The 17,814-nt window shown below is 67.9% G+C and carries 24 protein-coding genes and 1 pseudogene; 22 read left to right on the forward strand and 3 right to left on the reverse strand.

The window, feature by feature from the left end; all coding sequences use genetic code 11:
- Positions 1–288: 288 nt before the first annotated feature.
- The 5 genes from H4W81_RS23710 to H4W81_RS48765 all read left to right on the forward strand — a co-directional run bounded on the left by H4W81_RS23710 (position 289) and on the right by H4W81_RS48765 (position 2,718).
- Entirely contained in the window at positions 289–876 is a 588-nt protein-coding gene (locus H4W81_RS23710) for a DUF3618 domain-containing protein (RefSeq protein WP_225958757.1), read from the forward strand.
- 6 nt (positions 877–882) lie between these two features.
- The gene (locus H4W81_RS23715) at positions 883–1,176 is read left to right on the forward strand and encodes a DUF4235 domain-containing protein (protein ID WP_192776840.1); all 294 of its coding nucleotides are present in this window, start codon (positions 883–885) and stop codon (positions 1,174–1,176) included.
- On the forward strand, positions 1,173–2,162 hold the full coding sequence (locus tag H4W81_RS23720) for a YihY/virulence factor BrkB family protein (RefSeq protein WP_192776841.1): 990 nt from the start codon (positions 1,173–1,175) through the stop codon (positions 2,160–2,162). The genes H4W81_RS23715 and H4W81_RS23720 overlap by 4 nt, the downstream gene beginning before the upstream one ends.
- Before the next feature lie 176 nt (positions 2,163–2,338).
- On the forward strand, positions 2,339–2,554 hold the full coding sequence (locus H4W81_RS23725) for a hypothetical protein (protein ID WP_192776842.1): 216 nt from the start codon (positions 2,339–2,341) through the stop codon (positions 2,552–2,554).
- A gap of 41 nt (positions 2,555–2,595) precedes the next feature.
- Positions 2,596–2,718 carry a hypothetical protein gene (locus tag H4W81_RS48765; RefSeq protein ID WP_264083185.1) on the forward strand — a complete coding sequence of 41 codons (123 nt, stop codon included), beginning with the start codon at positions 2,596–2,598 and terminating at the stop codon, positions 2,716–2,718.
- A gap of 122 nt (positions 2,719–2,840) precedes the next feature.
- Here the strand turns inward: H4W81_RS48765 and H4W81_RS23730 are convergent, their stop codons facing one another.
- Positions 2,841–4,253, reverse strand: a complete 1,413-nt coding sequence (locus H4W81_RS23730) for an aminotransferase-like domain-containing protein (protein ID WP_192776843.1) — start codon at positions 4,251–4,253, stop codon at positions 2,841–2,843.
- Here H4W81_RS23730 and H4W81_RS23735 point away from each other — a divergent pair.
- The 17 genes and pseudogenes from H4W81_RS23735 (at position 4,252) to H4W81_RS49435 (ending at position 14,852) form a co-directional block, all read left to right on the forward strand.
- Positions 4,252–5,499, forward strand: a complete 1,248-nt coding sequence (locus H4W81_RS23735) for an aminotransferase class V-fold PLP-dependent enzyme (protein ID WP_192776844.1) — start codon at positions 4,252–4,254, stop codon at positions 5,497–5,499. The genes H4W81_RS23730 and H4W81_RS23735 overlap by 2 nt on opposite strands.
- A complete protein-coding gene (locus H4W81_RS23740) occupies positions 5,486–6,796 on the forward strand; it encodes an MFS transporter (protein WP_192776845.1) in 1,311 nt (436 codons plus the stop codon). The genes H4W81_RS23735 and H4W81_RS23740 overlap by 14 nt, the downstream gene beginning before the upstream one ends.
- A gap of 73 nt (positions 6,797–6,869) precedes the next feature.
- A complete protein-coding gene (locus H4W81_RS23745; protein WP_192776846.1) occupies positions 6,870–7,133 on the forward strand; it encodes a TetR-like C-terminal domain-containing protein in 264 nt (87 codons plus the stop codon).
- Positions 7,124–7,654, forward strand: a complete 531-nt coding sequence (locus H4W81_RS23750; RefSeq protein ID WP_192776847.1) for a cupin domain-containing protein — start codon at positions 7,124–7,126, stop codon at positions 7,652–7,654. The genes H4W81_RS23745 and H4W81_RS23750 overlap by 10 nt, the downstream gene beginning before the upstream one ends.
- Complete coding sequence (locus tag H4W81_RS23755; protein WP_192776848.1) at positions 7,632–7,934, forward strand: hypothetical protein; 303 nt, start codon at positions 7,632–7,634, stop codon at positions 7,932–7,934. The genes H4W81_RS23750 and H4W81_RS23755 overlap by 23 nt, the downstream gene beginning before the upstream one ends.
- A gap of 402 nt (positions 7,935–8,336) precedes the next feature.
- Entirely contained in the window at positions 8,337–8,594 is a 258-nt protein-coding gene (locus tag H4W81_RS23760; RefSeq protein WP_225958759.1) for a helix-turn-helix domain-containing protein, read from the forward strand.
- Complete coding sequence (locus H4W81_RS23765) at positions 8,594–9,097, forward strand: DUF2089 domain-containing protein (RefSeq protein ID WP_225958760.1); 504 nt, start codon at positions 8,594–8,596, stop codon at positions 9,095–9,097. The genes H4W81_RS23760 and H4W81_RS23765 overlap by 1 nt, the downstream gene beginning before the upstream one ends.
- A complete protein-coding gene (locus H4W81_RS23770; RefSeq protein WP_192776849.1) occupies positions 9,094–9,354 on the forward strand; it encodes a hypothetical protein in 261 nt (86 codons plus the stop codon). The genes H4W81_RS23765 and H4W81_RS23770 overlap by 4 nt, the downstream gene beginning before the upstream one ends.
- An 11-nt stretch (positions 9,355–9,365) precedes the next feature.
- Entirely contained in the window at positions 9,366–9,788 is a 423-nt protein-coding gene (locus H4W81_RS23775) for an SHOCT-like domain-containing protein (RefSeq protein ID WP_192776850.1), read from the forward strand.
- A gap of 497 nt (positions 9,789–10,285) precedes the next feature.
- On the forward strand, positions 10,286–10,591 hold the full coding sequence (locus tag H4W81_RS23780; protein ID WP_225958761.1) for a DUF1048 domain-containing protein: 306 nt from the start codon (positions 10,286–10,288) through the stop codon (positions 10,589–10,591).
- Positions 10,519–10,677 carry a hypothetical protein gene (locus tag H4W81_RS47490; RefSeq protein WP_225960922.1) on the forward strand — a complete coding sequence of 53 codons (159 nt, stop codon included), beginning with the start codon at positions 10,519–10,521 and terminating at the stop codon, positions 10,675–10,677. The genes H4W81_RS23780 and H4W81_RS47490 overlap by 73 nt, the downstream gene beginning before the upstream one ends.
- Positions 10,678–11,505 (forward strand): ABC transporter ATP-binding protein, encoded by an 828-nt coding sequence (locus H4W81_RS23785; protein WP_192776851.1) that lies wholly within the window; start codon positions 10,678–10,680, stop codon positions 11,503–11,505.
- Positions 11,502–12,263: an ABC transporter permease gene (locus tag H4W81_RS23790; protein WP_192776852.1), complete on the forward strand. Its 762-nt coding sequence runs from the start codon at positions 11,502–11,504 to the stop codon at positions 12,261–12,263. The genes H4W81_RS23785 and H4W81_RS23790 overlap by 4 nt, the downstream gene beginning before the upstream one ends.
- 75 nt (positions 12,264–12,338) lie before the next feature.
- On the forward strand, positions 12,339–12,944 hold the full coding sequence (locus tag H4W81_RS23795; protein ID WP_192776853.1) for a DUF1707 SHOCT-like domain-containing protein: 606 nt from the start codon (positions 12,339–12,341) through the stop codon (positions 12,942–12,944).
- A gap of 226 nt (positions 12,945–13,170) precedes the next feature.
- On the forward strand, positions 13,171–13,692 hold the full coding sequence (locus H4W81_RS23800) for a tyrosine-type recombinase/integrase (RefSeq protein ID WP_318781916.1): 522 nt from the start codon (positions 13,171–13,173) through the stop codon (positions 13,690–13,692).
- Between the two features lie 300 nt (positions 13,693–13,992).
- Positions 13,993–14,693 (forward strand): annotated as a pseudogene (locus H4W81_RS23805) (aminoglycoside phosphotransferase family protein); the annotation flags it as partial.
- A gap of 18 nt (positions 14,694–14,711) precedes the next feature.
- Positions 14,712–14,852: a hypothetical protein gene (locus H4W81_RS49435; protein ID WP_318782536.1), complete on the forward strand. Its 141-nt coding sequence runs from the start codon at positions 14,712–14,714 to the stop codon at positions 14,850–14,852.
- A gap of 722 nt (positions 14,853–15,574) precedes the next feature.
- Here the strand turns inward: H4W81_RS49435 and H4W81_RS23810 are convergent.
- Positions 15,575–16,195 carry an L-threonylcarbamoyladenylate synthase gene (locus H4W81_RS23810; protein ID WP_192776854.1) on the reverse strand — a complete coding sequence of 207 codons (621 nt, stop codon included), beginning with the start codon at positions 16,193–16,195 and terminating at the stop codon, positions 15,575–15,577.
- A gap of 966 nt (positions 16,196–17,161) precedes the next feature.
- Positions 17,162–17,779: a TetR/AcrR family transcriptional regulator gene (locus tag H4W81_RS23815; protein WP_192776855.1), complete on the reverse strand. Its 618-nt coding sequence runs from the start codon at positions 17,777–17,779 to the stop codon at positions 17,162–17,164.
- Positions 17,780–17,814 lie beyond the last annotated feature (35 nt).

The following is a 17,814-nucleotide window of genomic DNA, read 5'->3' on the forward strand; positions in this document are numbered from 1 at the left end:
ACCGGCACCCCAATTCCGCCGGTTCCAGCGCCTCAATCTCCCACCGCACCGGATGGTCGATGCCGAGCCTGCCAATAGCGGCCAGGGTGACGGCTTCGGGAGTTCAGGGCCGAGGAAGGAGTCTGTCCTGATGGCACATGTTGCGGGCTATCGAGGGGTAGCGGTGCAGCTAGGGAGGACTACCGCCGGCTTCGCTCAGCCGGCGAGGAGATGAACGTCAATGAGCAACCGCCTGCCGGTGGCAGAGCTGGGCACCAAACAAGACGTGACCGAGGTCAAGAAAAGAGCATGACGATGACCACCAGCGGATCTCACAGCACGAATGACTCGACCAAGGTCGGGCCGCCCCAGGGTGATGACCAGGCCGACTCCGCCGAGCAACTGCGTGCCGATATCGTCCAGGCGCGCGAGAATCTGGGGGACGACGTGGAGGCGCTGGTCGCCAAGGCCGACGTCAAAGCCCGCGCCAAGGACAAGGCCGGGCAGGTCAAGGCGAACCTCGCCGCTCAGGCGCACCAGGCCGGAACCCACGTCCGGACCATGTCCACCGAGGTCACCACCAAGGCTCGGGAGATCGCAGCGAAGGACACTATGCCAGCGGTGCGCCGCGGTGCCGCGGCCGCCGCCGCAGCCGCGACGGCGGGCGGCGGTGCCGTCGCCGTGACGGCGTGGCTACGCCGCCGCAACGCCCCCCGGCAGACCACCTGGCAGCGAGCGGTGCAGGCCGCTCGGCAGAGCGGAGCGCGGGTGCGCCATGCCGCCACGTCACCGGCGGCCACGCCCAGGGCGTGCGGCGCAGCAGCCGCAGCGATCGCCCTGCTCATGCTGGTGTGGCTGCGCCGTCGCCCGGCCCGCCGGCAGGTCGGAGTGGGGTGAGGTGCGATGGCCCTGTTCTACAAGCCACTGTCGCTGCTGTTCAGCGTGCTGGGCGGACTGATCGCCGGTGCGCTGTTCAAGCAAGTGTGGAAGGTCGTTGCGGGCGAGGATGATGCCCCTGATGCCGACGATCAGGACTACACCTGGCGGCAGGTGCTCGTGGCCGCCATGGTGCAGGGGGCCATCTTCGGCCTGGTGAAGGCGGCCGTTCAACGCGCCGCCGCACACGGTGTTCGCAAGACGACCGGGCGCTGGCCGGGCGACGACCGACGCAAAACCCTCGAAAGCTCACGGTCATGAGTAAACGCGCCAACGCCGCCGACCGGCCAAGGGGACCGGCCGGCGGTGACACCCCGGATAAGCCGACCGAGCTGCCCACGAGGTCGTGGTGGGATGTGCTCAAACGCACCGTCAAGGAGTTCCAGGGGGACAACCTCACCGACTGGGCCGCGGCTCTGACCTACTACGCGACCTTGTCGATCTTTCCCGCGCTGCTGGCCGTGGTCTCGGTCCTCGGCCTGTTCGGTCAGGCGACCACCCAGTCGCTCATCGACAACCTGAGCGCCATGGCACCCGGGGCCGCCCGGCAGACTCTCAATACCGTGCTGCAGGCCCTACAGAGCAACCCGCGTGCCGCCGGTATCGCTGCGATCATGGGTATCGTCGTCGCGCTGTGGTCGGCCTCGGGCTATGTGGGGGGGTTCATGCGGGCCGCCAACATCGTGTACGAGATGCCCGAGGGACGTCCCATCTGGAAGACCCTGCCGCTGCGCCTGGCCATCACCACGGTCCTGGTGATCTTGACGGCGATCGGCTCGGTCGCGGTCGTGTTCACCGGCGGGCTGGCCGATCAGGCCGGAAAGGTCCTCGGAATCGGCGAGACCGCGCTGGTGATCTGGGGCATCGTCAAGTGGCCGATCCTGGTGATCATGGTGGCGCTGGTCCTGGCCCTGCTGTACTGGGCCGCGCCCAATGTCAAGCATCCCGGGTTCCGCTGGCTCACCCCCGGCAGCATGCTCGCCGTCGTGCTGTGGATCGTCGCGTCCGCCGCGTTCGGCTTCTACGTGGCCAACTTCGGCTCCTACAGCAAGACCTACGCCGCCCTGGCCGGCGTCATCGTCTTCCTGATCTGGTTGTGGATCACCAATATCGCCGTGCTGCTCGGGGTGGAGTTCGACGCCGAAATCGCCCGCGAACGCGCCATCAAGGACGGACACCCCGCCGGCCAAGAGCCTTACGTCGAGCCCCGCGACACCCGCAAGTTCGGCAAGGACGAGCCGGATTGAAGGGCAGATCGAGCGCGCCGTCGGCGAGGGGCCGCCGGCCAGCGGTGGACGGCCGCCGCCGTTGACGAGATCGCCGAGCACGTCGAGCGGCTGACCCTGTACCGCTTCAAAAGTCGTTGCAGGACGCTTGACCTGCGGATCGACCTGGGACGAAGGCTCAGGCATGATCGGTTCTTGTGCCTCACCGTCTCTTCTACCTGCTCATGATCCGGATGTTCGGCTGGCTGGTGCAGCTGGGCCGAAGCGAGGCGGCCAAGGACGCCGAGATCATGGTGCTCCGGCATGAGGTGGCGGTGCTGCGGCGTCAGGTCGTCCGGCCGAAGCCGGACTGGGCCGATCGAGCGATCCTGGCCGCCCCGGCGCGGTTCTTGCCACCGGGGCTGCAGGCTTAACTCGTCCAGGAGGGGCTGTTGCAGGCGCGCGTCCCGCACGGATGGACCAACGCCAGGGGGTCCTGGTTGAGGGCCGCAGCGGCGTGGTGCTCGTCGACGTGCTGCCCCTGGATGAGCAGGCCCTGCAGGACGAGGCGGCCTTGTGGCGGCGCGGCGAGCTGTGATCGCCGCGTGAAAAAGGGGGTGTCGGTAAGGATGACTCCACCAGCCGCCATCTGTGCGTTCCTGCGGGTCAGCGGCAAGGCTAAGAGGTCCGCGGGCGGTGGGTGTGGTTTTGGCGCTTCGATCAGCGCGTGCCGGCGGCGTGCTCGTGGGCGGACGCGAGTCGGCGTGCGGCTTCGATCAGCTCGGTGCGGTCGGCGGTGGCGGCGAATCCGAGGCGTAGGTAGGCCGCCGGGAGTTCGGTGGCGAAGTAGCGGTTGCCGGCGCTGACGGCGACGCCGTGCTGACGGGCCGTGTCGGCGATCACGGTGTCGTCGGTGCCGTACGGCAGGCGGACCCACAGGTGCAGTCCGCCCGTGGGGATACGGGTGAGGGTCCAGTGGGGAAGTTCGTGGGTGACGGCGGCCGCCAGCGCTCCGCACCGCTCCCGCAGGGCTGCGGCCAGAGAACGGACATGACGTTCCCACGTGGGAGAGCTGAGGAGTTCGAGCGCTGTTTCCTGGAGCGGGCGGGTGACGAAGAAGTCGTCGACCAGGCGGGTGGCGCGCAGGCGTTCCATCACCGGGCCTCGGGCCACCAGGGCGCCGATGCGCAGGCTCGGCGCCGCCGGTTTGGTGAGCGAGGTCAGGTAGACCACGGTGCCGTCGCGATCGTCGGCCAGCAAGGGCGGAGGCACCGGCGTGCCGTGGCCGAGGTGCCGCGCGAAGTCGTCCTCGATCACGAATGCGCCCGCTGCCCTGGCCGCGTCGATGATCTGCCGGCGACGTTGTGGCGCCAGCACGGTGCCGGTGGGGTTGTGATAGGCCGGCTGGCAGTACAGCAGGCGTGCGCGGGTCATGGCGAAGGCGTCGGCCAGGAGGTCGGGTTGCAGGCCGTCGGCATCCATCGGCACCGGTACCGGGCGCAGGCCGGCTGCCCTGGCGGCGGCTATCGCTCCCGGATAGGTGGGCGACTCCATCAGGATGGGGTCACCCGGCGCCGCGATGGCCCGGAACGCCATGGAAAGGGCGCTCTGCCCGCCGGCCGTGACCAGGATGTCGTCCGCGCTCACGCCGCCGCCGACCATGGCGGCGAACACGCTGCGCAGGGCCGCCAGGCCGCTGGCGGGGGCGCGGTCCCAGGCGTCGGGGCGGCGTGCGGCGCGGGCCAGCGCCGCGGTCAGGATCTGGGTGGGCTGGAGCGATCGATGCAGGTAGCCGCCGTCCAGCATGATCGTACCCGCGGGTGGCGCACCGACGGCGCCGGTGAGGATTCGGATGTCCACGGTCCGGTCGGCGAGGGTGACGGTCTGCCAGGCTGTGTCGGCCACTTCGGCGCGCCGCTGGGCGCGTGCTGCCACGTACGTGCCGCTGCCTGGACGGGTGACCACCAGGCCCTCGGCGGCGAGCGTGGCGATCGCCTGTGACACGGTGGCGGGGCCGACCTGGTAGCGCCGGATCAGCTCGCGGCTGCTGGGCAGACGGTCGCCCGGTGACAGCCGGTCGATCATCGCGCGCATCCTGGTCGCCAACTCCGCAGAACTGCTACTGTCTGACATGAGAACTGATAATAGCGCTTCCATAGTTTCCCCAGAATCGCTTCTGGACGTCGCGGCCCTGCGCGCGGACACCCCCGGCGCCGGCGACGTCGTGCACTTCAACAACGCCGGTTGCGGTCTGCTGGCCGCGCCTGTGCTGGCCGCGATGGTCGACCACCTGCAGCTGGAGGCGAGCATCGGTGGCTACGAGGCCTCGGCCGCCCGCGCCGAACAAGTCCGCGAGTTCTACGCCGAGACCGCTGCCCTGATCAACTGCGCTCCCGAGAACATCGCGTTCGCCGGTAGCGCCACCCACGCGTTCTCCACCGCCCTGTCGGCGATCCCGTTCGAGGCCGGTGATGTCATCCTCACGACCCGCAACGACTTCATCTCCAATCAGATCGCCTTCCTGTCGTTGAGCAAGAGGTTCGGCGTGCGTGTGGTGCACGCTCCTGACGCGCCCGAGGGCGGGGTGGACGTGGCGGCGATGGCCGCCCTGATGCGCGAGCACCGGCCCCGGCTGGTGGCCGCCACCCACATCCCCACCAACTCCGGCCTGGTCCAGCCGGTCGCCGACATCGGCCGACTCTGCCGCGAACTGGATCTGCTGTACCTGGTCGACGCCTGCCAGTCGGTCGGCCAGTACCCGATCGACGTCGCGGAGATCGGCTGCGACCTGCTCACCGCCACCTGCCGCAAGTTCCTGCGCGGCCCCCGCGGCTCTGGCTTCCTGTACGTGTCCGACCGCGTCCTGCGCGCCGGCTACGAGCCGCTGTTCATCGACATGTACGGCGCGCGCTGGGTCGAGCCGGGCCGCTACCAGCCCGTCGAGACGGCAGCCAGATTCGAGGACTGGGAGTTCCCCTACGCCATCGTCCTCGGCTGCGCCGCCGCCGCACGCTACGCCCGCCAGGTCGGCATGGACGCCATCGCCCGCCGTACCCCCGCCTTGGCCGCCGGCCTGCGCGACAGGCTCGCCGATCTGCCGGGAGTCCGCGTGCTCGACCACGGCCGGCAACTGGGCGCCCTGGTCACCTTCACCATCGACGGCTGGCAGCCGGAGCCGTTCAAGGCCGCCATGGACGCACGTCGTATCAACTCGGCACTCAGCTTCCGCCACTTCGCGCAGTTCGACTTCGGTGACAAGGACATCGACTGGTGCCTGCGCCTGTCGCCGCACTACTACAACACCGAACAGGAAGTGGACCAGGTCGTCGCGGCGGTCGCCGACCTCAGCGTCGCAGGCGGCAGCCGTGACGACCGCTGAACCTCTCACCGAGCCGGGTGCTGCCTCCGCGCAGGAAGGACTGTGGCGCAACAGCGACTTCCTGAAGTTCTGGCTCGGTGAGACCCTGTCGCTGCTCGGCACCCACGTCACCAACCTCGCGCTGCCGCTGACCGCGATCTACGCCTTCCACGCCACCGACGAGCAGGTCGGTCTCCTGCGGTTCCTGCAGCTCGCGCCCTACCTTGGGCTCGCTCTGCTGTTCGGGGTCTGGGTTGACCGGGTCAGGCGGCGGCCGGTCATGGTGTGGGCCAACCTCACCCGGATGGTCCTGCTCGCCCTGATCCCGGTCCTGTCCTGGCTGGACGCCCTCAGCATGGCACCGCTACTGGTCATCGCCTGCGTCATCGGCGTCGCATCGGTGCTGTTCGACGTGAGCTGGATGTCCTTCGTACCCACCCTCGTGAAGGACCCCAAGCACTACGTCGAGGCCAGCGCCAAGATGGGGATCAGCTCGTCGGCGGCTGACGTGGCCGGTCCCGGGCTCGCCGGTGCCCTGATCAGTGCGCTGACGGCGCCGGTGGCGTTGGTCGTCGACGCGTTCTCCTACCTGGTGTCACTGGCGTCCCTGCTGCTGATCCGCACGCACGAGCCACGCCCAGAACCACCTGCGGCGAAGAGACGCCTGCTGACCGAACTGCGCGAGGGTCTGCGCTGGGTCTTCGGCAACCAGATCCTGCGAGCGCTGGCCCTCGTCGGGTTCTGCTGCAACTTCTCCATGGTCACCGTCTGGACCATGTTCCTGCTGTACGGCACGCGTGACCTGCAGCTGGACTCCACGACCCTGGGCGGCATCTTCGCGACGGCCTCCGTGGGCGGCTTGATCGGCGCGGTGATCTCCCGGAAGATCATCGCGCGATTCCGGCTCGGGCTGGTCTATCTCGTGGCTCAGACGGCTCTCCTGCTGGGCCCGACACTGATCGTCCTGGCGGGCGGCCCGAGGCCGGTGATGGTGGGGGTGTTCGTCCTGTCCTTCTTTGCCACCTACCTGGGCCTCGGCGTCGCCAATGTCATCATCGTCAGCCTGCGCCAGACCAGCACCCCGCAGGCGATGATGGGCCGCATGACCGCGGTCTTCCGCACCTTGCTGTTCGGTGGCGGCGCACTCGGCGGTCTGTCCGCCGGCCTCCTCACGGGTGCGGTCGGCGCCAAGGGAGCGCTCACCACGGCGGCCATCGGCTCGGCCGCCGTAGTGATCGGGCTCATCATCTCCCCGGTGAGCCGGCTCCGCACCCTGCCACCAGCGCCGCCAGAACCCGCCGCTGCCGGAAACGGCTAAGCACGACCTGTCGTGGGGTGCCCGTTAACGCGGCTGCTACCAGCCGCCATTTCGGGTTTGACCTGCGCGATCAGTGTGTGCGGCGGCGGGGTGCCAGGACCTCGGTGATTTTGGCGATGGCTTCGGGTCCAGGTATCGCAACGCCATCGCGCTCGCCTTGATCGAGCGTGCGCGCGTGCGCGGCGAGCTGCGCGCAGACCTTGACGCCGAGGCGCTGTTCGGCCAACTGGTCGGCGCGCTCTACTACCGAGTATTGATCACAGGCGCGCCGATCGACCGGGCCTCCGCAGAACGGCTCGTGTCCTCCGCGCTCGAAGGGAGCCTGACATGTCAATGATCGTGGAAACGGCCATTGTCCGCGAGGTCGACGTCGAGACCATCATCTCGCCCACGGCCACGGGACGGCTGCTGCTCGACTCCAGCGACACTGGCGGTGCGCTGAGCACCGTCAGGATGACGCTCGCCGAAGGCGCGGACGGCGCTGTGCCCCATCACCACGCCACTTCGACCGAGCTGTTCTACGTCTTGGAGGGCAAGGCCCGCGTCCTGTCGGGCGAGGAGGTCGTGACGCTGGTGGCGGGCGACGTGGCAGCCGTGCCCCCCCGTCGGCAGCCTTTTCATCCTCTACGTCGGGGAGTGCGTACTCCTGCTACGCGGGAGATCCTCGAACACCCGGCCGCCCCCCTGACAGCGGCCAATCTGGCCCGGCTCGGCGAAGGTCTTCTCCGCGACACCGGATTCGAGCCGACCTTCGCCCTTGATCCGGCCCTGCGAGCGGTGCTGGATACGGCGCTGATAGTCGTGGAGCGCGACGTTCGCGCCGCGGGGATCACCGGTGCTCCGGCTGATCATCCCTGACCGGAACAACAGCGGCTATGCCCAAGTGGAGTTCGCGGGCGGTTACCACGGCAACGGCATCCGGCCCGCCGAGGGAAGAGACCCCCAAGGGGCACTTGCGAGCGTCGCCGACGCCACCCAAGAAACGATCATGGAGCTGACCTGGACGGTCTGGGCCGTCTGCCCCGTGCACGATCAGGGCCTGCACGCCGAGCTGGAACATGAGGTGGCCGTTTGGCGGTGCACGGCTGGTGGAACGCACACCGTTGCACCAGTTGGTGGACTTTCCGCCGAACACTGATAGCGATCTGTCGGCCGGTTGCTGGAGATCAGCCCTTGACGGTGTAGCGCCGTGGGATGCCTTTCAGAAGTGCTGGGCCTTCAGTGGTACCAGAACTCATGAGTGGTCCCAAAACTGGCCGACAGTGGTGCCACTTCAACCGTCGTAATCACTGCCCCGACGCCGACCTTGGCGGCATCCGCATCGCCGCCCGAATCCAGGACCACCTCCCGCCCGACACACGGCGCGGACGGAACCGAACCGGTCGGCCTCGTAGTAGGACACCGCTCTGCGGGGTGGCAGGTCGTGCGGTCAGATACCCCACCAGTAAGACGATCTTCTTTGTGCGATGGGTTCCCGGCCTGCAGTCGTCGCCTGGCCGCCGCCCGCGCTCGCGGTCAGCGCCTGGGCCGCCCGCCGGCGATGACCCCCGAGCAGGTCCAGCACGCCCGCGACCTGCTCACCCGGCCGGAGAACACCGTCTCCTCTATCGCCCGGCTCCTGGGTGTCAGCCGCTCGACCATCACAAGTACGTGCCCGAACTCGCGATGGGCCGCCCTGCCGTCGAACAGCCAACGGCGCGGGCCGAACTGGAGGCGGGAAGCTGATTCCCCAGATCATCGCCTACTTGGCGGCTGGTGGCATGTTGGTTCACTGCACCCCGTCTTGTGGAGCCGGTAATGCAGGCCGCCTCGGGTGGCAAGGCGGGGATGGCGGACCAGCAAGAGCCCGAAGAGAAGTGCGGGCTCAAGAAAATCAAGATCCACCTCTTGAAACTTGAAGTCTCGCCTGGGTATAACTTAAATATGACAGAGCAGGCGATGGACTGGCAGGAACTCACGAACCTGACCCGGGGCCAGCCGTTCGTCGTCGAGCGGGTGCGCCTGGCAGGCAACGGCGTCGCGATCGAGGGCGTGTTCGAGCTGCCGCAACTGGCTCAGCTCAACGTCGAGGATCAGATCTTCGTCACGGCGTTCGTGCGGTGCCACGGTTCCATCAAGCAGATGGAACGGATCTTCGGGGTGAGCTACCCGACGATCAAATCACGACTGAACCGGATCACGCAGATGCTCGACTTCGTCGAGACAGATCCGGCACCGTCGCGGGCCGACATCATCGATCGGTTGCGCCGCGGCGAGATCACCGCACAGCAGGCATTGTCCGAATTGGAGGGCCGGACGTGATGCCGCAGTTGCTGACCGTACGGGTCAAACGCCCGGACGGTCGTCGCATCAGGGTCTGGGTCCCGATACTCCCGGTAGTGCTCGTGCTCTCACCGGTCGTGGTCCTGACCGTACTGGGGGCGGCCGTGGCCTGCCTCGTGTATCGCGTCAGTGTGGTGCGGGCACTCGGCACCGGCTGGCGCATCGTCTCCGCGTTGCCCGGCACCCGGGTCGACGTCGAGCAGGGCCGTACGGCTGTGCTCGTAACTATCCGATAGGAGAGGTTCCGATGAACGAACAGCGCAAGGACATCCTCGACATGCTGGCCGAGGGCAAGATCACCACAGAGGAGGCGGAGCAGCTCATCGCCGCGCTCGAACCGGACCAGCCGCCGGCGGCGTCGAGTCTCGGCGCCCGGCCGAAGGGCAAGGCGAAGTACCTGCGGCTGGTGGTGCACACCCTTGAGGACGGCGAGCCGGGGCGGGTCGACGTGCGGGTGCCGCTGCAGCTGCTGCGGGCCGGCGTACAGCTGGCGGCCCTGATCCCGCCGCAGGCACTGGAGCGGGCCAACGCCGAACTGAACAAGTCGGGCGTGCCGTTCGACCTGGCGCAGGTCAAGCCCGAACACCTCGAGGCGCTCGTGGAGCACCTCGACGAACTGACCATGGAGGTCGAACAGCCCGATGCCCAAGTGCGTGTCTTCTGCGAGTAGGCGCCGTCTAGTTGGACGGACCCCCGGGAGGGTGCTGGAACACCCTCCCGAGGCCGCGCCCGCTACAGCAGAGCACGGTTGAACTGCCAATCTGAACTTTAGCCGCTCATCGGCGCGGCCCGGTCAACCTCCACACCGGCAGCGGCGAGGTCCGCGTCCGCGCGATCGGCGCCTGCGGGGTCATCAAGAACTCCGGCGGATACCCCCGAATCGGCGAGGCCACCGGCGACCTACGGGTGAACTCGGCCAGCGGCGACATCGTCGTCGACCACGCGCACGGCGCGCTCACCGCGAAGACCGCCTCGGGCTCCATCCGGGTCGGAGGGGCCGCCGCGCAAGGTGTATTGCCTGAACGCACGCGGACGGGAGTATCTCGACGAGTCCTGGAGGACCTGGAGCTTCCTCACCGAACGGCTCGAACAGCTCCGCGAAGGAGGTAAGTAGACGTGGCCGTAGGGCTGAGCGAGCCGAAGCGGCGCTACCGGTAGTACCTGGAGATGGTCACCGGGCCGATCGAGGACAAGCGGCGCTATCGGCAGTACAAGGCACGCACGCAGCGGCTTCCCGCCACCTATCACACGGCGATCGATGCGCTGCAGCGGTACCTGCGGTTCTTCAGGCCGTCGGATAAGGCGGACAGCCTGCTGGCGACGCTGGAGGATCTCGCCGATCTGTTCGAGCAGAGCGCGGCGAACGGAACCCCGCTCCGCGAAGTCGTCGGGGGGACCCGGTGGAGTTCGCCGAGGCGTTGCTTGCGAACTACCCGCAGGGTCAGTGGATCAGCCGGGAGCGGGAACGGCTGACCAACGCCATCAATCGCGCCATCAATCGCGCCATCGATCGCGTCACGGGCGACAAGCCCGTGACGAAACAGAGAACGGATATCTGAATGACAGCCAATAAGGTCCGAGGGCCTGTGATCCACGTGCAGGGCCTGGAGAAGTCGTACAAGGAGCTGCAGGTGCTGCGCGGCGTGGACTTCGACGTGGCGCGGGGCAGCATCTTCGCCCTGCTCGGCTCGAACGGGGCGGGCAAGACCACGGTCGTGAAAATCCTGTCCACGCTGCTCAAGGCCGACGCCGGGACGGCCCGCGTCCACGGCTTCGACGTGTCCACGCAACCGGCGGACGTGCGGGAGTCGATCAGCCTGACCGGGCAGTTCGCCGCCGTCGACGAAATCCTCAGCGGGCGCGAGAACCTCGTGCTGGTCGCCCGGTTGCGGCACCTCAAGAATCCCGGCAAGATCGCCGATGACCTGCTGGAGCGGTTCTCGCTGACCGACGCGGGCGCGCGGAAGGTGTCGACGTATTCGGGTGGCATGCGCCGCCGCCTCGACATCGCGATGAGCCTCATCGGCAATCCGCCGGTCGTCTTCCTCGACGAGCCGACGACCGGGCTCGACCCCCAGGCGCGCATCGAGGTGTGGCAGGCCGTCAAGGAACTCGCCGACCGGGGTACGACGGTGCTGCTCACCACGCAGTATCTGGACGAGGCCGAACAACTCGCCGACCGGATCGCGATCCTGCACGAGGGCCGGATCATCGTGAACGGCACCTTGGCCGAGCTCAAGCAGCTGCTCCCGCCCGCCAAGGTCGAATACATCGAAAAGCAGCCGACCCTCGAGGACGTCTTCCTCACCCTCGTCGGTGACAACGGCAGGAACGGCACGCCGGCCATGACCGCAACGTCGGCACGGACGCGTAAGGAACAACGATGACCAAGCATTTCTTCGGCGACACCGCCGCCCTGCTGGGACGATCCCTGCGCCACATCACGCGCAGCGTGGACACCATCATCACGACCACGATCATGCCGATCGCCATGCTGCTGCTGTTCGTCTACGTGTTCGGCGGCGCGATCAACACAGGGTCGGAGTCGTATGTGAACTACCTGCTGCCCGGCATCCTGCTCATCACGGTTGCTTCGGGCATCGCCTACACGGCATTCCGGCTCTTCCTGGATATGAAGAACGGCATCTTCGAGCGATTCCAGTCCATGCCGATCGCGCGGTCGTCCGTGCTGTGGGCGCACGTGCTGACCTCGCTGGTCGCCAATCTGATCTCGCTTGTGGTCGTGATGCTCGTGGCCCTGCTCATGGGCTTCCGCTCGGGGGCGGGAGTGCCGGCGTGGCTCGCGGTCGCCGGCATCCTGATCCTGTTCACCCTGGCGCTGACATGGATCGCCGTCATCCCCGGCCTGTCCGCGAAGACCGTGGACGGCGCGAGCGCGTTCTCCTACCCGCTCCTCTTCCTGCCGTTCCTCAGCTCGGCCTTCGTGCCCACCGACACCATGCCCGGCCCGGTGCGCGCCTTCGCCGAGCACCAGCCGGTGACCTCCATCGTCAACGCCATCCGCGACCTGTTCACCCAGCAGCCGGTCGGCACCGACATCTGGATCGCCCTGGCCTGGTGTGTCGGCATCCTCATCGTCGCGTACGCCTTCGCCATGAACACCTACCGCCGCAGAATCGCCTAGGTAGCTGTCTCCTTAGACCGATCAGTCAGCAATTTCGGTGGCGCGGTGCCACCACCTCGCCACGGAGGAGGCCGGATGCCGGCAGATCCGCCCAGCTCACCCGCGCTGCGCGCGTCCGACGCGGACCGCGACCGGGTCACCGAACTGCTGCGCGCCGCCGTCGCCGACGGCCGGCTCGACCCGGTCGAGTTCGACGAGCGGCTGGACGTGGCGCTGGCCGCCCGCACCATCGACGTGCTGGCCCCGCTCATCACCGATCTGATCGCGGTGCCAGGCGGCGACGGCGCACTCACGCTGCCGTTCGCTGGGACGCCGGCCGAGCCGGCCGCCGAACTGCTCACCATCAATGAGCGGCACGGCTCGGTGCGCCGTGACGGCCGGTGGACTCTGCCGTACCGGCTGGCGCTGCGCACCGCGTGGTGCGACGTGATGCTGGACCTGACCAGCGCGGTGCGCAGCGCGCCCGAGCTGGTCATCGAGCTGCGGGTGCGCGGCGGCAACGTGGAGTTAGTCCTCGCGCCGGGCATGGTGGTGGACGCCAACGAGCTGTCGGTGCGGCACAGCAACCTCGCGATCAGCAGGGACGCGGGCGACAACACGCCGGAGACGCTGCAGGTCCGCTTGGTAGGCCGAATGCGGCACGGCCGGCTCGACACCCGGTGGCAGACGCCGCGCCGGTGACGCGGCAGGGCCCGGATACCGCGGTATCCGGGCCCTGACATCTCGCACGTGGTGCGGGCGCGCCGCCGTGCTACGGCCTGTCATTTACGACGGCACCGCCGCCGACGAACCGTTCTTCCTGCTCATCCCCTAAACCCCTGCCGCCGTGCCCGAACCCCCGACCGCACCCGGGCGCTGGCCCGCGGCGACGTCGACACGCTGCTCACGGCCCCCGTCCTGGCCCTGCGTGAGCGCACCCTGTTTCGGCTGCTGTACGAAAGCGCGGCCCGGGCCGAGGGTCCTGGCCCTCGACGTCGACGACCTCGACCTGCGCAACCGCCGCGCCAAGGTACGGCGCAAGGGCGGCGCGGTCGACGTCATCGTCTGGCGCACCGCCACCGCCCGACTTCTGCCCCGTCTGCTGGACGGCCGCCGCACCGGCCCGGTCTTCCTGACTGGCCGCCGCGCCCGGGTGGAGCTCCCCCCGGGCGACGTGGATGTCGCCTCCGGCCGGGCCCGGCCGACCTACCGCCGCGCCGCCGAGCTGTTCGAGACCGCCACTGCCGACCTGCCCGGCGGTCCATGGGCCCTGCATCAACTGCGCCACAGCGCGCTCACCCACGCCGCCGAAGACGGCGCCAACACCTCCACCCTGCTGGCCTACTCCGGCCACACCTCGGTCGCCTCGCTGGCCCGCTACGCGCGCGTCTCTCCTGAGGCGCTTGCCCGTTGGCAGGAAAGCCGTGACCCGGCGGCCCGCCGGCACTGAGCCCGGGGTCGAGGAACCGGCGGACAGCCGTTGGCGCTGAGAGTGATCATGCATGGCAAACAAGCACGATCTTGGAGGAGTCAAGCCCACCGATGCGGGCAACGACTGATGGTCACGCTGACGGCGCCAGGCAGATCGCCTTGCGCGACGACGCCCACGGCGAGGTGTACTGAGACACTGGGGTCACCAAACAGGGCGCCTCCTCAGTCGCCAGATACGTCCTCACCCTGGTCGCCAAGTGCATCATGAAGACAACCAGCGCCTACGTCTGTCAAGGCCAGCCCGCACTATCGTTGCGGCATGAACACCCCGGCGGCGGAAGCCCACATCGACGACGACCTTGTGGACCGCCTGATCCGCACGCAGTACCCGGATCTGGTGGGCCCGCTTACCCCCGTCGCCAACGGCTGGGACAACATCATCTACCGCCTGGGGACGGACCTGTCCGTACGGCTGCCGCGCCGCCAGGTTGCCGTCGACCTCATCGTCAACGAGCAACGCTGGCTGCCGGTCCTGGCCGAGTACGTCGAGGTCCCGCTGCCCATACCCGTCAGGGCCGGCATGCCCGGCGAGGGCTACCCGTGGCCGTGGACGATTGCGCCCTGGTTCGAAGGCCGCACGGTTGCCGACGTGCCGCCGTCCGACCGCTCCAGCATCGCCGTCCCGCTGGCCGACTTCATGACGGGCCTCCACCGGCCCGCACCGCCTGATGCACCGCGTAATCCCGTCCGCGGCGTCCCGCTCGCCGCCCGCGACGAAGCGGTACGGCAACGCCTACAGTCCATTCCCCGATCAGCTGAGCTCCTCCCCCTCTGGGAGAAACTGGCCGCCCTCCCGCCCTGGCAGGGCCCCGCGCTCTGGCTCCACGGCGACCCGCACCCGGGAAACCTCCTACTCGACGGGGAAGGGCTGGCGGTGTCCTGGACTTCGGCGATCTCACCAGCGGCGATCCCGCCACCGACCTGGCAGCCGCGTGGCTGGTGTTCGACGAGAACGCGCGCGAGGTATTCCGATCACGCGTGGACGCCGACGAGGTGACCTGGGAGCGCGCACGGGGCTGGGCCCTTGCCATGGGCACTGCTCTGGTCGTCTACTCGGCCGATAACCCCAGCATGGCGGCCATTGGCGATCACGTCCTCGACCAGGTGCTTCTCGCCTAGAGGTGTTACGCAGCACCCGATAGAGCACGGTCAGACAACGGCGGTAGCTCGGAGACTGGATCCGGGGATGGGCGCCCAGCACCTTCTGAGAGAGGATTCATTGCAGCGCCCGCCGCAACGACGGCTTGTTCATGCGATCGCACCGACAATCCGACCAGCCGTTTCGAGCCCATTCCAAGATCATCCTGGGTAATTCTGTCCGGTGCACTGTTCCGCGATCAACGCGCTGACCTCCGCAAACGCCGCCACTCCGGCAGCCATCTCGCATTGTGTACGTTTTATGGCGATTCGGCGAGCTCGCCGCCCGCGCCGAGGACCAGGCGGCCGCCATCGCCGCGCTGTACGACGAGATCCGCCAAGGCGATCACGCGGTGCGCCGTACCGGCTTCGGACTGGTCCGGCTCGCCGCCCGCCCGGCCGACGCCGGTGTGGCGCCGTGGGGCGTGTGCCCCCGAACACGGCAACACCCTCACCTCAACCGGAGGCCTGACACGGTGTCATGCCCGGAGGGTGTGACCGCACCTGGGGTAGCGTGTGCTGGAGCTGCTCGCCCAACGTCTCCTTGAGAATGGTCTCCGACGGTTCCATGACCTGTGAGCCGGGACAGGAGGTCGTGGGCGTTTGGACCTGTCGGGACTGAAGATCATGCGGTGGCCGGGATCGACGATATCGCCGCCGTCGGCTCAAGGCGATGGCTCGGCGCCGTAAATGCCGGCGACCGCCTACTCGAAGAGAGACGAGTCTCCGGTGCCTCGGCGGAGGATCTCAGGCTCGCCCTGCGAGAAGTCGACGACCGTCGTCGGGGTGGCGCCGCATTCGCCGGAGTCGATGACGGCGTCCACCACATGGTCGAGCCTCTCCTTGATCTCCCAGCCCTGCGTCAACGGCTCGGTCTCGTCGGGCAGCAGCAGGGTGCTCGACACCAGCGGTTCGCCGAGCTCGGCCAACAGTGCCTGCGTGACGACATGATCGGGGATCCGGACGCCGACCGTCTTCTTCCGGGGATGCAGCAACCGCCGCGGCACCTCCTTGGTCGCGGGCAGGATGAACGTGTAGCCACCGGGGGTCGCCGCCTTGATCGAGCGGAACAGCGCATTGCTTACATGGACGAACTGGCCGAACTGGGAGAAGCCCCTGCAGACCAGGGTGAAATGGTGGTCACTGCCGAGGCTGCGGATCTCCCTGATGCGCTCTATGCCCTCCTTGTTGCCCAGCCGGCACCCCAGCGCGTAGCACGAGTCCGTCGGGTACGCGATCAGCCCGTCCGCATGCAAAAGCTCGACCACCTGGCTGATCAGCCGAGGCTGCGGACTGTCCGGATGCACATCGAAATACTTCGCCACACCCAGAGCTTAGGAGCGGAGACTTCACCGTGACACACGACCCACAAAGGCTGCCTGGAGGTGCCGGGCAAGGTCACGTCCGGCAAAGCGAAGCCTTCGTCGAGGCAGCGGCGAACTCGGCGGCCCTGGCGGCCTGCGGGACGGGCGTGGCGGAAGGCCCTGATGGCTCCAGACTGCAACGGCGCGCACGGGGATCGGACTGTTGGGCATGGCGAAGCCCGCGGCAGTCCAGTGGCGTTCGCCGCTAATGACGAAAAGCACTCCCTGTTCAAGAGCGCTCACGGCAAGCGAGACAGCCGGCCAGGGATCTTCCCGGGCATCATGGCAAAGGTAACGGGGCTGGCCGCAATGGCTGCCGCCACCACTTCCAATGTCGGCCGCATACGCTCTTCCATCTCGACTGCAGAAACTCGCAGATATTTGCAAGCCGGATCAGATCCGAGAACGAGAATGTGCTCGAAGCGGTGAAATCTACTCGGTGCTCGTGTGGGCGACCAGAAATGAATTCCAGCTTCGTTGTCGTGGAGCGAGACGTCGAGGTTGGTGTACCCCCGTTCAGCACCTGGGCTGACAGGTGCAGGCCTTTGGCCAACTGTCGGAGGAGTTCCGCGCTCGGCGTGCGCAGAGCACGCTCCACCTGACTCGACTCGGATAGGGGGTGCAGGCCTTTGTTGTGGCAGCGGGAGCTTCCGGCTGGCTTTTTGTCTGGTGAGTCATGCGCGGGTCCTGGCCGAGGCTGGATGCGAGTCCTCTCGGGGTTGCCTTGATCACGACAGACTCCATAGTTACACATAGTAGCAATAGATTGCTCTATGTAGAGTTGCTGGATCTGCGGAGCCAGAACCACGCACTCCTGCCCCGGGATCGTAAAGGCAGGCGCGATGGCCAACGAGACTCCTGTGCCGCTGGACCCGGCGAGCTTGGAGGCGTGGATCTACCTGCTTCCCCATCTCACGAGACCTTCCGTCAGCGCTCCACTGACCCTCCCGCTCCGGTCCCCTGGTGACCACCGTGCGCGACCGTGAGCCAGGTGATGAGGTGCTCCAGCGCGGCGGTCGCACTCTCGCCGGAGGCGTCGACCTCGGGCACGAGGTCGGAGGCAGCCCGTCGTAGTTCGACCCAGCCCAGGTAGGCGGCATAGGCGGTGACCGCTTGGCGTCTGGCCGGTGCGGGCGCCAGACCCAGGTCGGTATAGAGGTCGGTGAGGTAGGCGATCCTCTGTTCGGTGACCCTGCGCAGGATCGGGGCGACCCGCGGGTGGTCGGCGTGGGCGACGATCGCGGGCTCCAGGCCGCTGATGTCCCCCTCCCCCAGCGCGGTGGAGAACAGGGCCGCCAGCCTCTGACGAGGGTCGGAGATGTCCTCCAGTTGCGAGATCAGGGCCGTGGTGTGGTCGGTCTCCCACCGTTCGAGCGCGGCGGTCAGCAGCGCGTCGCGGTCTTTGAAGTGCCAGTAGAAGCTGCCGCGCGTGGCTCCCAGTTCACCTGCCAAGGCGTTGACCGAGACAGCGGCCACGCCGCCGCGGGCCATCGCTTGTAGGGCCGCAGTAGACCAGTCGTCAGGGGTCAGGTGCCTTTTCACCATGCCCGTACAGTAGTGTATGGTCACGCCATACAAGG

It is taken from the genome of Nonomuraea africana, assembly GCF_014873535.1.
GTDB classification, from domain to species: domain Bacteria; phylum Actinomycetota; class Actinomycetes; order Streptosporangiales; family Streptosporangiaceae; genus Nonomuraea; species Nonomuraea africana.

Excerpts from the sequence above, each read along its gene's own strand:
- H4W81_RS23790 (WP_192776852.1), top strand. The coding sequence starts at position 11,502 with ATGACCAAGCATTTCTTCGGCGACACCGCCGCCCTGCTGGGACGATCC.
- H4W81_RS23710 (WP_225958757.1), top strand. The coding sequence starts at position 289 with ATGACGATGACCACCAGCGGATCTCACAGCACGAATGACTCGACCAAG.
- H4W81_RS23765 (WP_225958760.1), top strand. The coding sequence starts at position 8,594 with ATGCAGGCCGCCTCGGGTGGCAAGGCGGGGATGGCGGACCAGCAAGAG.
- H4W81_RS48765 (WP_264083185.1), top strand. The coding sequence starts at position 2,596 with ATGGACCAACGCCAGGGGGTCCTGGTTGAGGGCCGCAGCGGCGTGGTG.
- H4W81_RS23730 (WP_192776843.1), bottom strand. The coding sequence starts at position 4,253 with ATGTCAGACAGTAGCAGTTCTGCGGAGTTGGCGACCAGGATGCGCGCG.
- H4W81_RS23720 (WP_192776841.1), top strand. The coding sequence starts at position 1,173 with ATGAGTAAACGCGCCAACGCCGCCGACCGGCCAAGGGGACCGGCCGGC.
- H4W81_RS23775 (WP_192776850.1), top strand. The coding sequence starts at position 9,366 with ATGAACGAACAGCGCAAGGACATCCTCGACATGCTGGCCGAGGGCAAG.
- H4W81_RS23780 (WP_225958761.1), top strand. The coding sequence starts at position 10,286 with ATGGTCACCGGGCCGATCGAGGACAAGCGGCGCTATCGGCAGTACAAG.
- H4W81_RS23760 (WP_225958759.1), top strand. The coding sequence starts at position 8,337 with ATGACCCCCGAGCAGGTCCAGCACGCCCGCGACCTGCTCACCCGGCCG.
- H4W81_RS23815 (WP_192776855.1), bottom strand. The coding sequence starts at position 17,779 with ATGGTGAAAAGGCACCTGACCCCTGACGACTGGTCTACTGCGGCCCTA.
- H4W81_RS23785 (WP_192776851.1), top strand. The coding sequence starts at position 10,678 with ATGACAGCCAATAAGGTCCGAGGGCCTGTGATCCACGTGCAGGGCCTG.
- H4W81_RS23750 (WP_192776847.1), top strand. The coding sequence starts at position 7,124 with ATGTCAATGATCGTGGAAACGGCCATTGTCCGCGAGGTCGACGTCGAG.
- H4W81_RS23735 (WP_192776844.1), top strand. The coding sequence starts at position 4,252 with ATGAGAACTGATAATAGCGCTTCCATAGTTTCCCCAGAATCGCTTCTG.
- H4W81_RS23795 (WP_192776853.1), top strand. The coding sequence starts at position 12,339 with ATGCCGGCAGATCCGCCCAGCTCACCCGCGCTGCGCGCGTCCGACGCG.
- H4W81_RS23715 (WP_192776840.1), top strand. The coding sequence starts at position 883 with ATGGCCCTGTTCTACAAGCCACTGTCGCTGCTGTTCAGCGTGCTGGGC.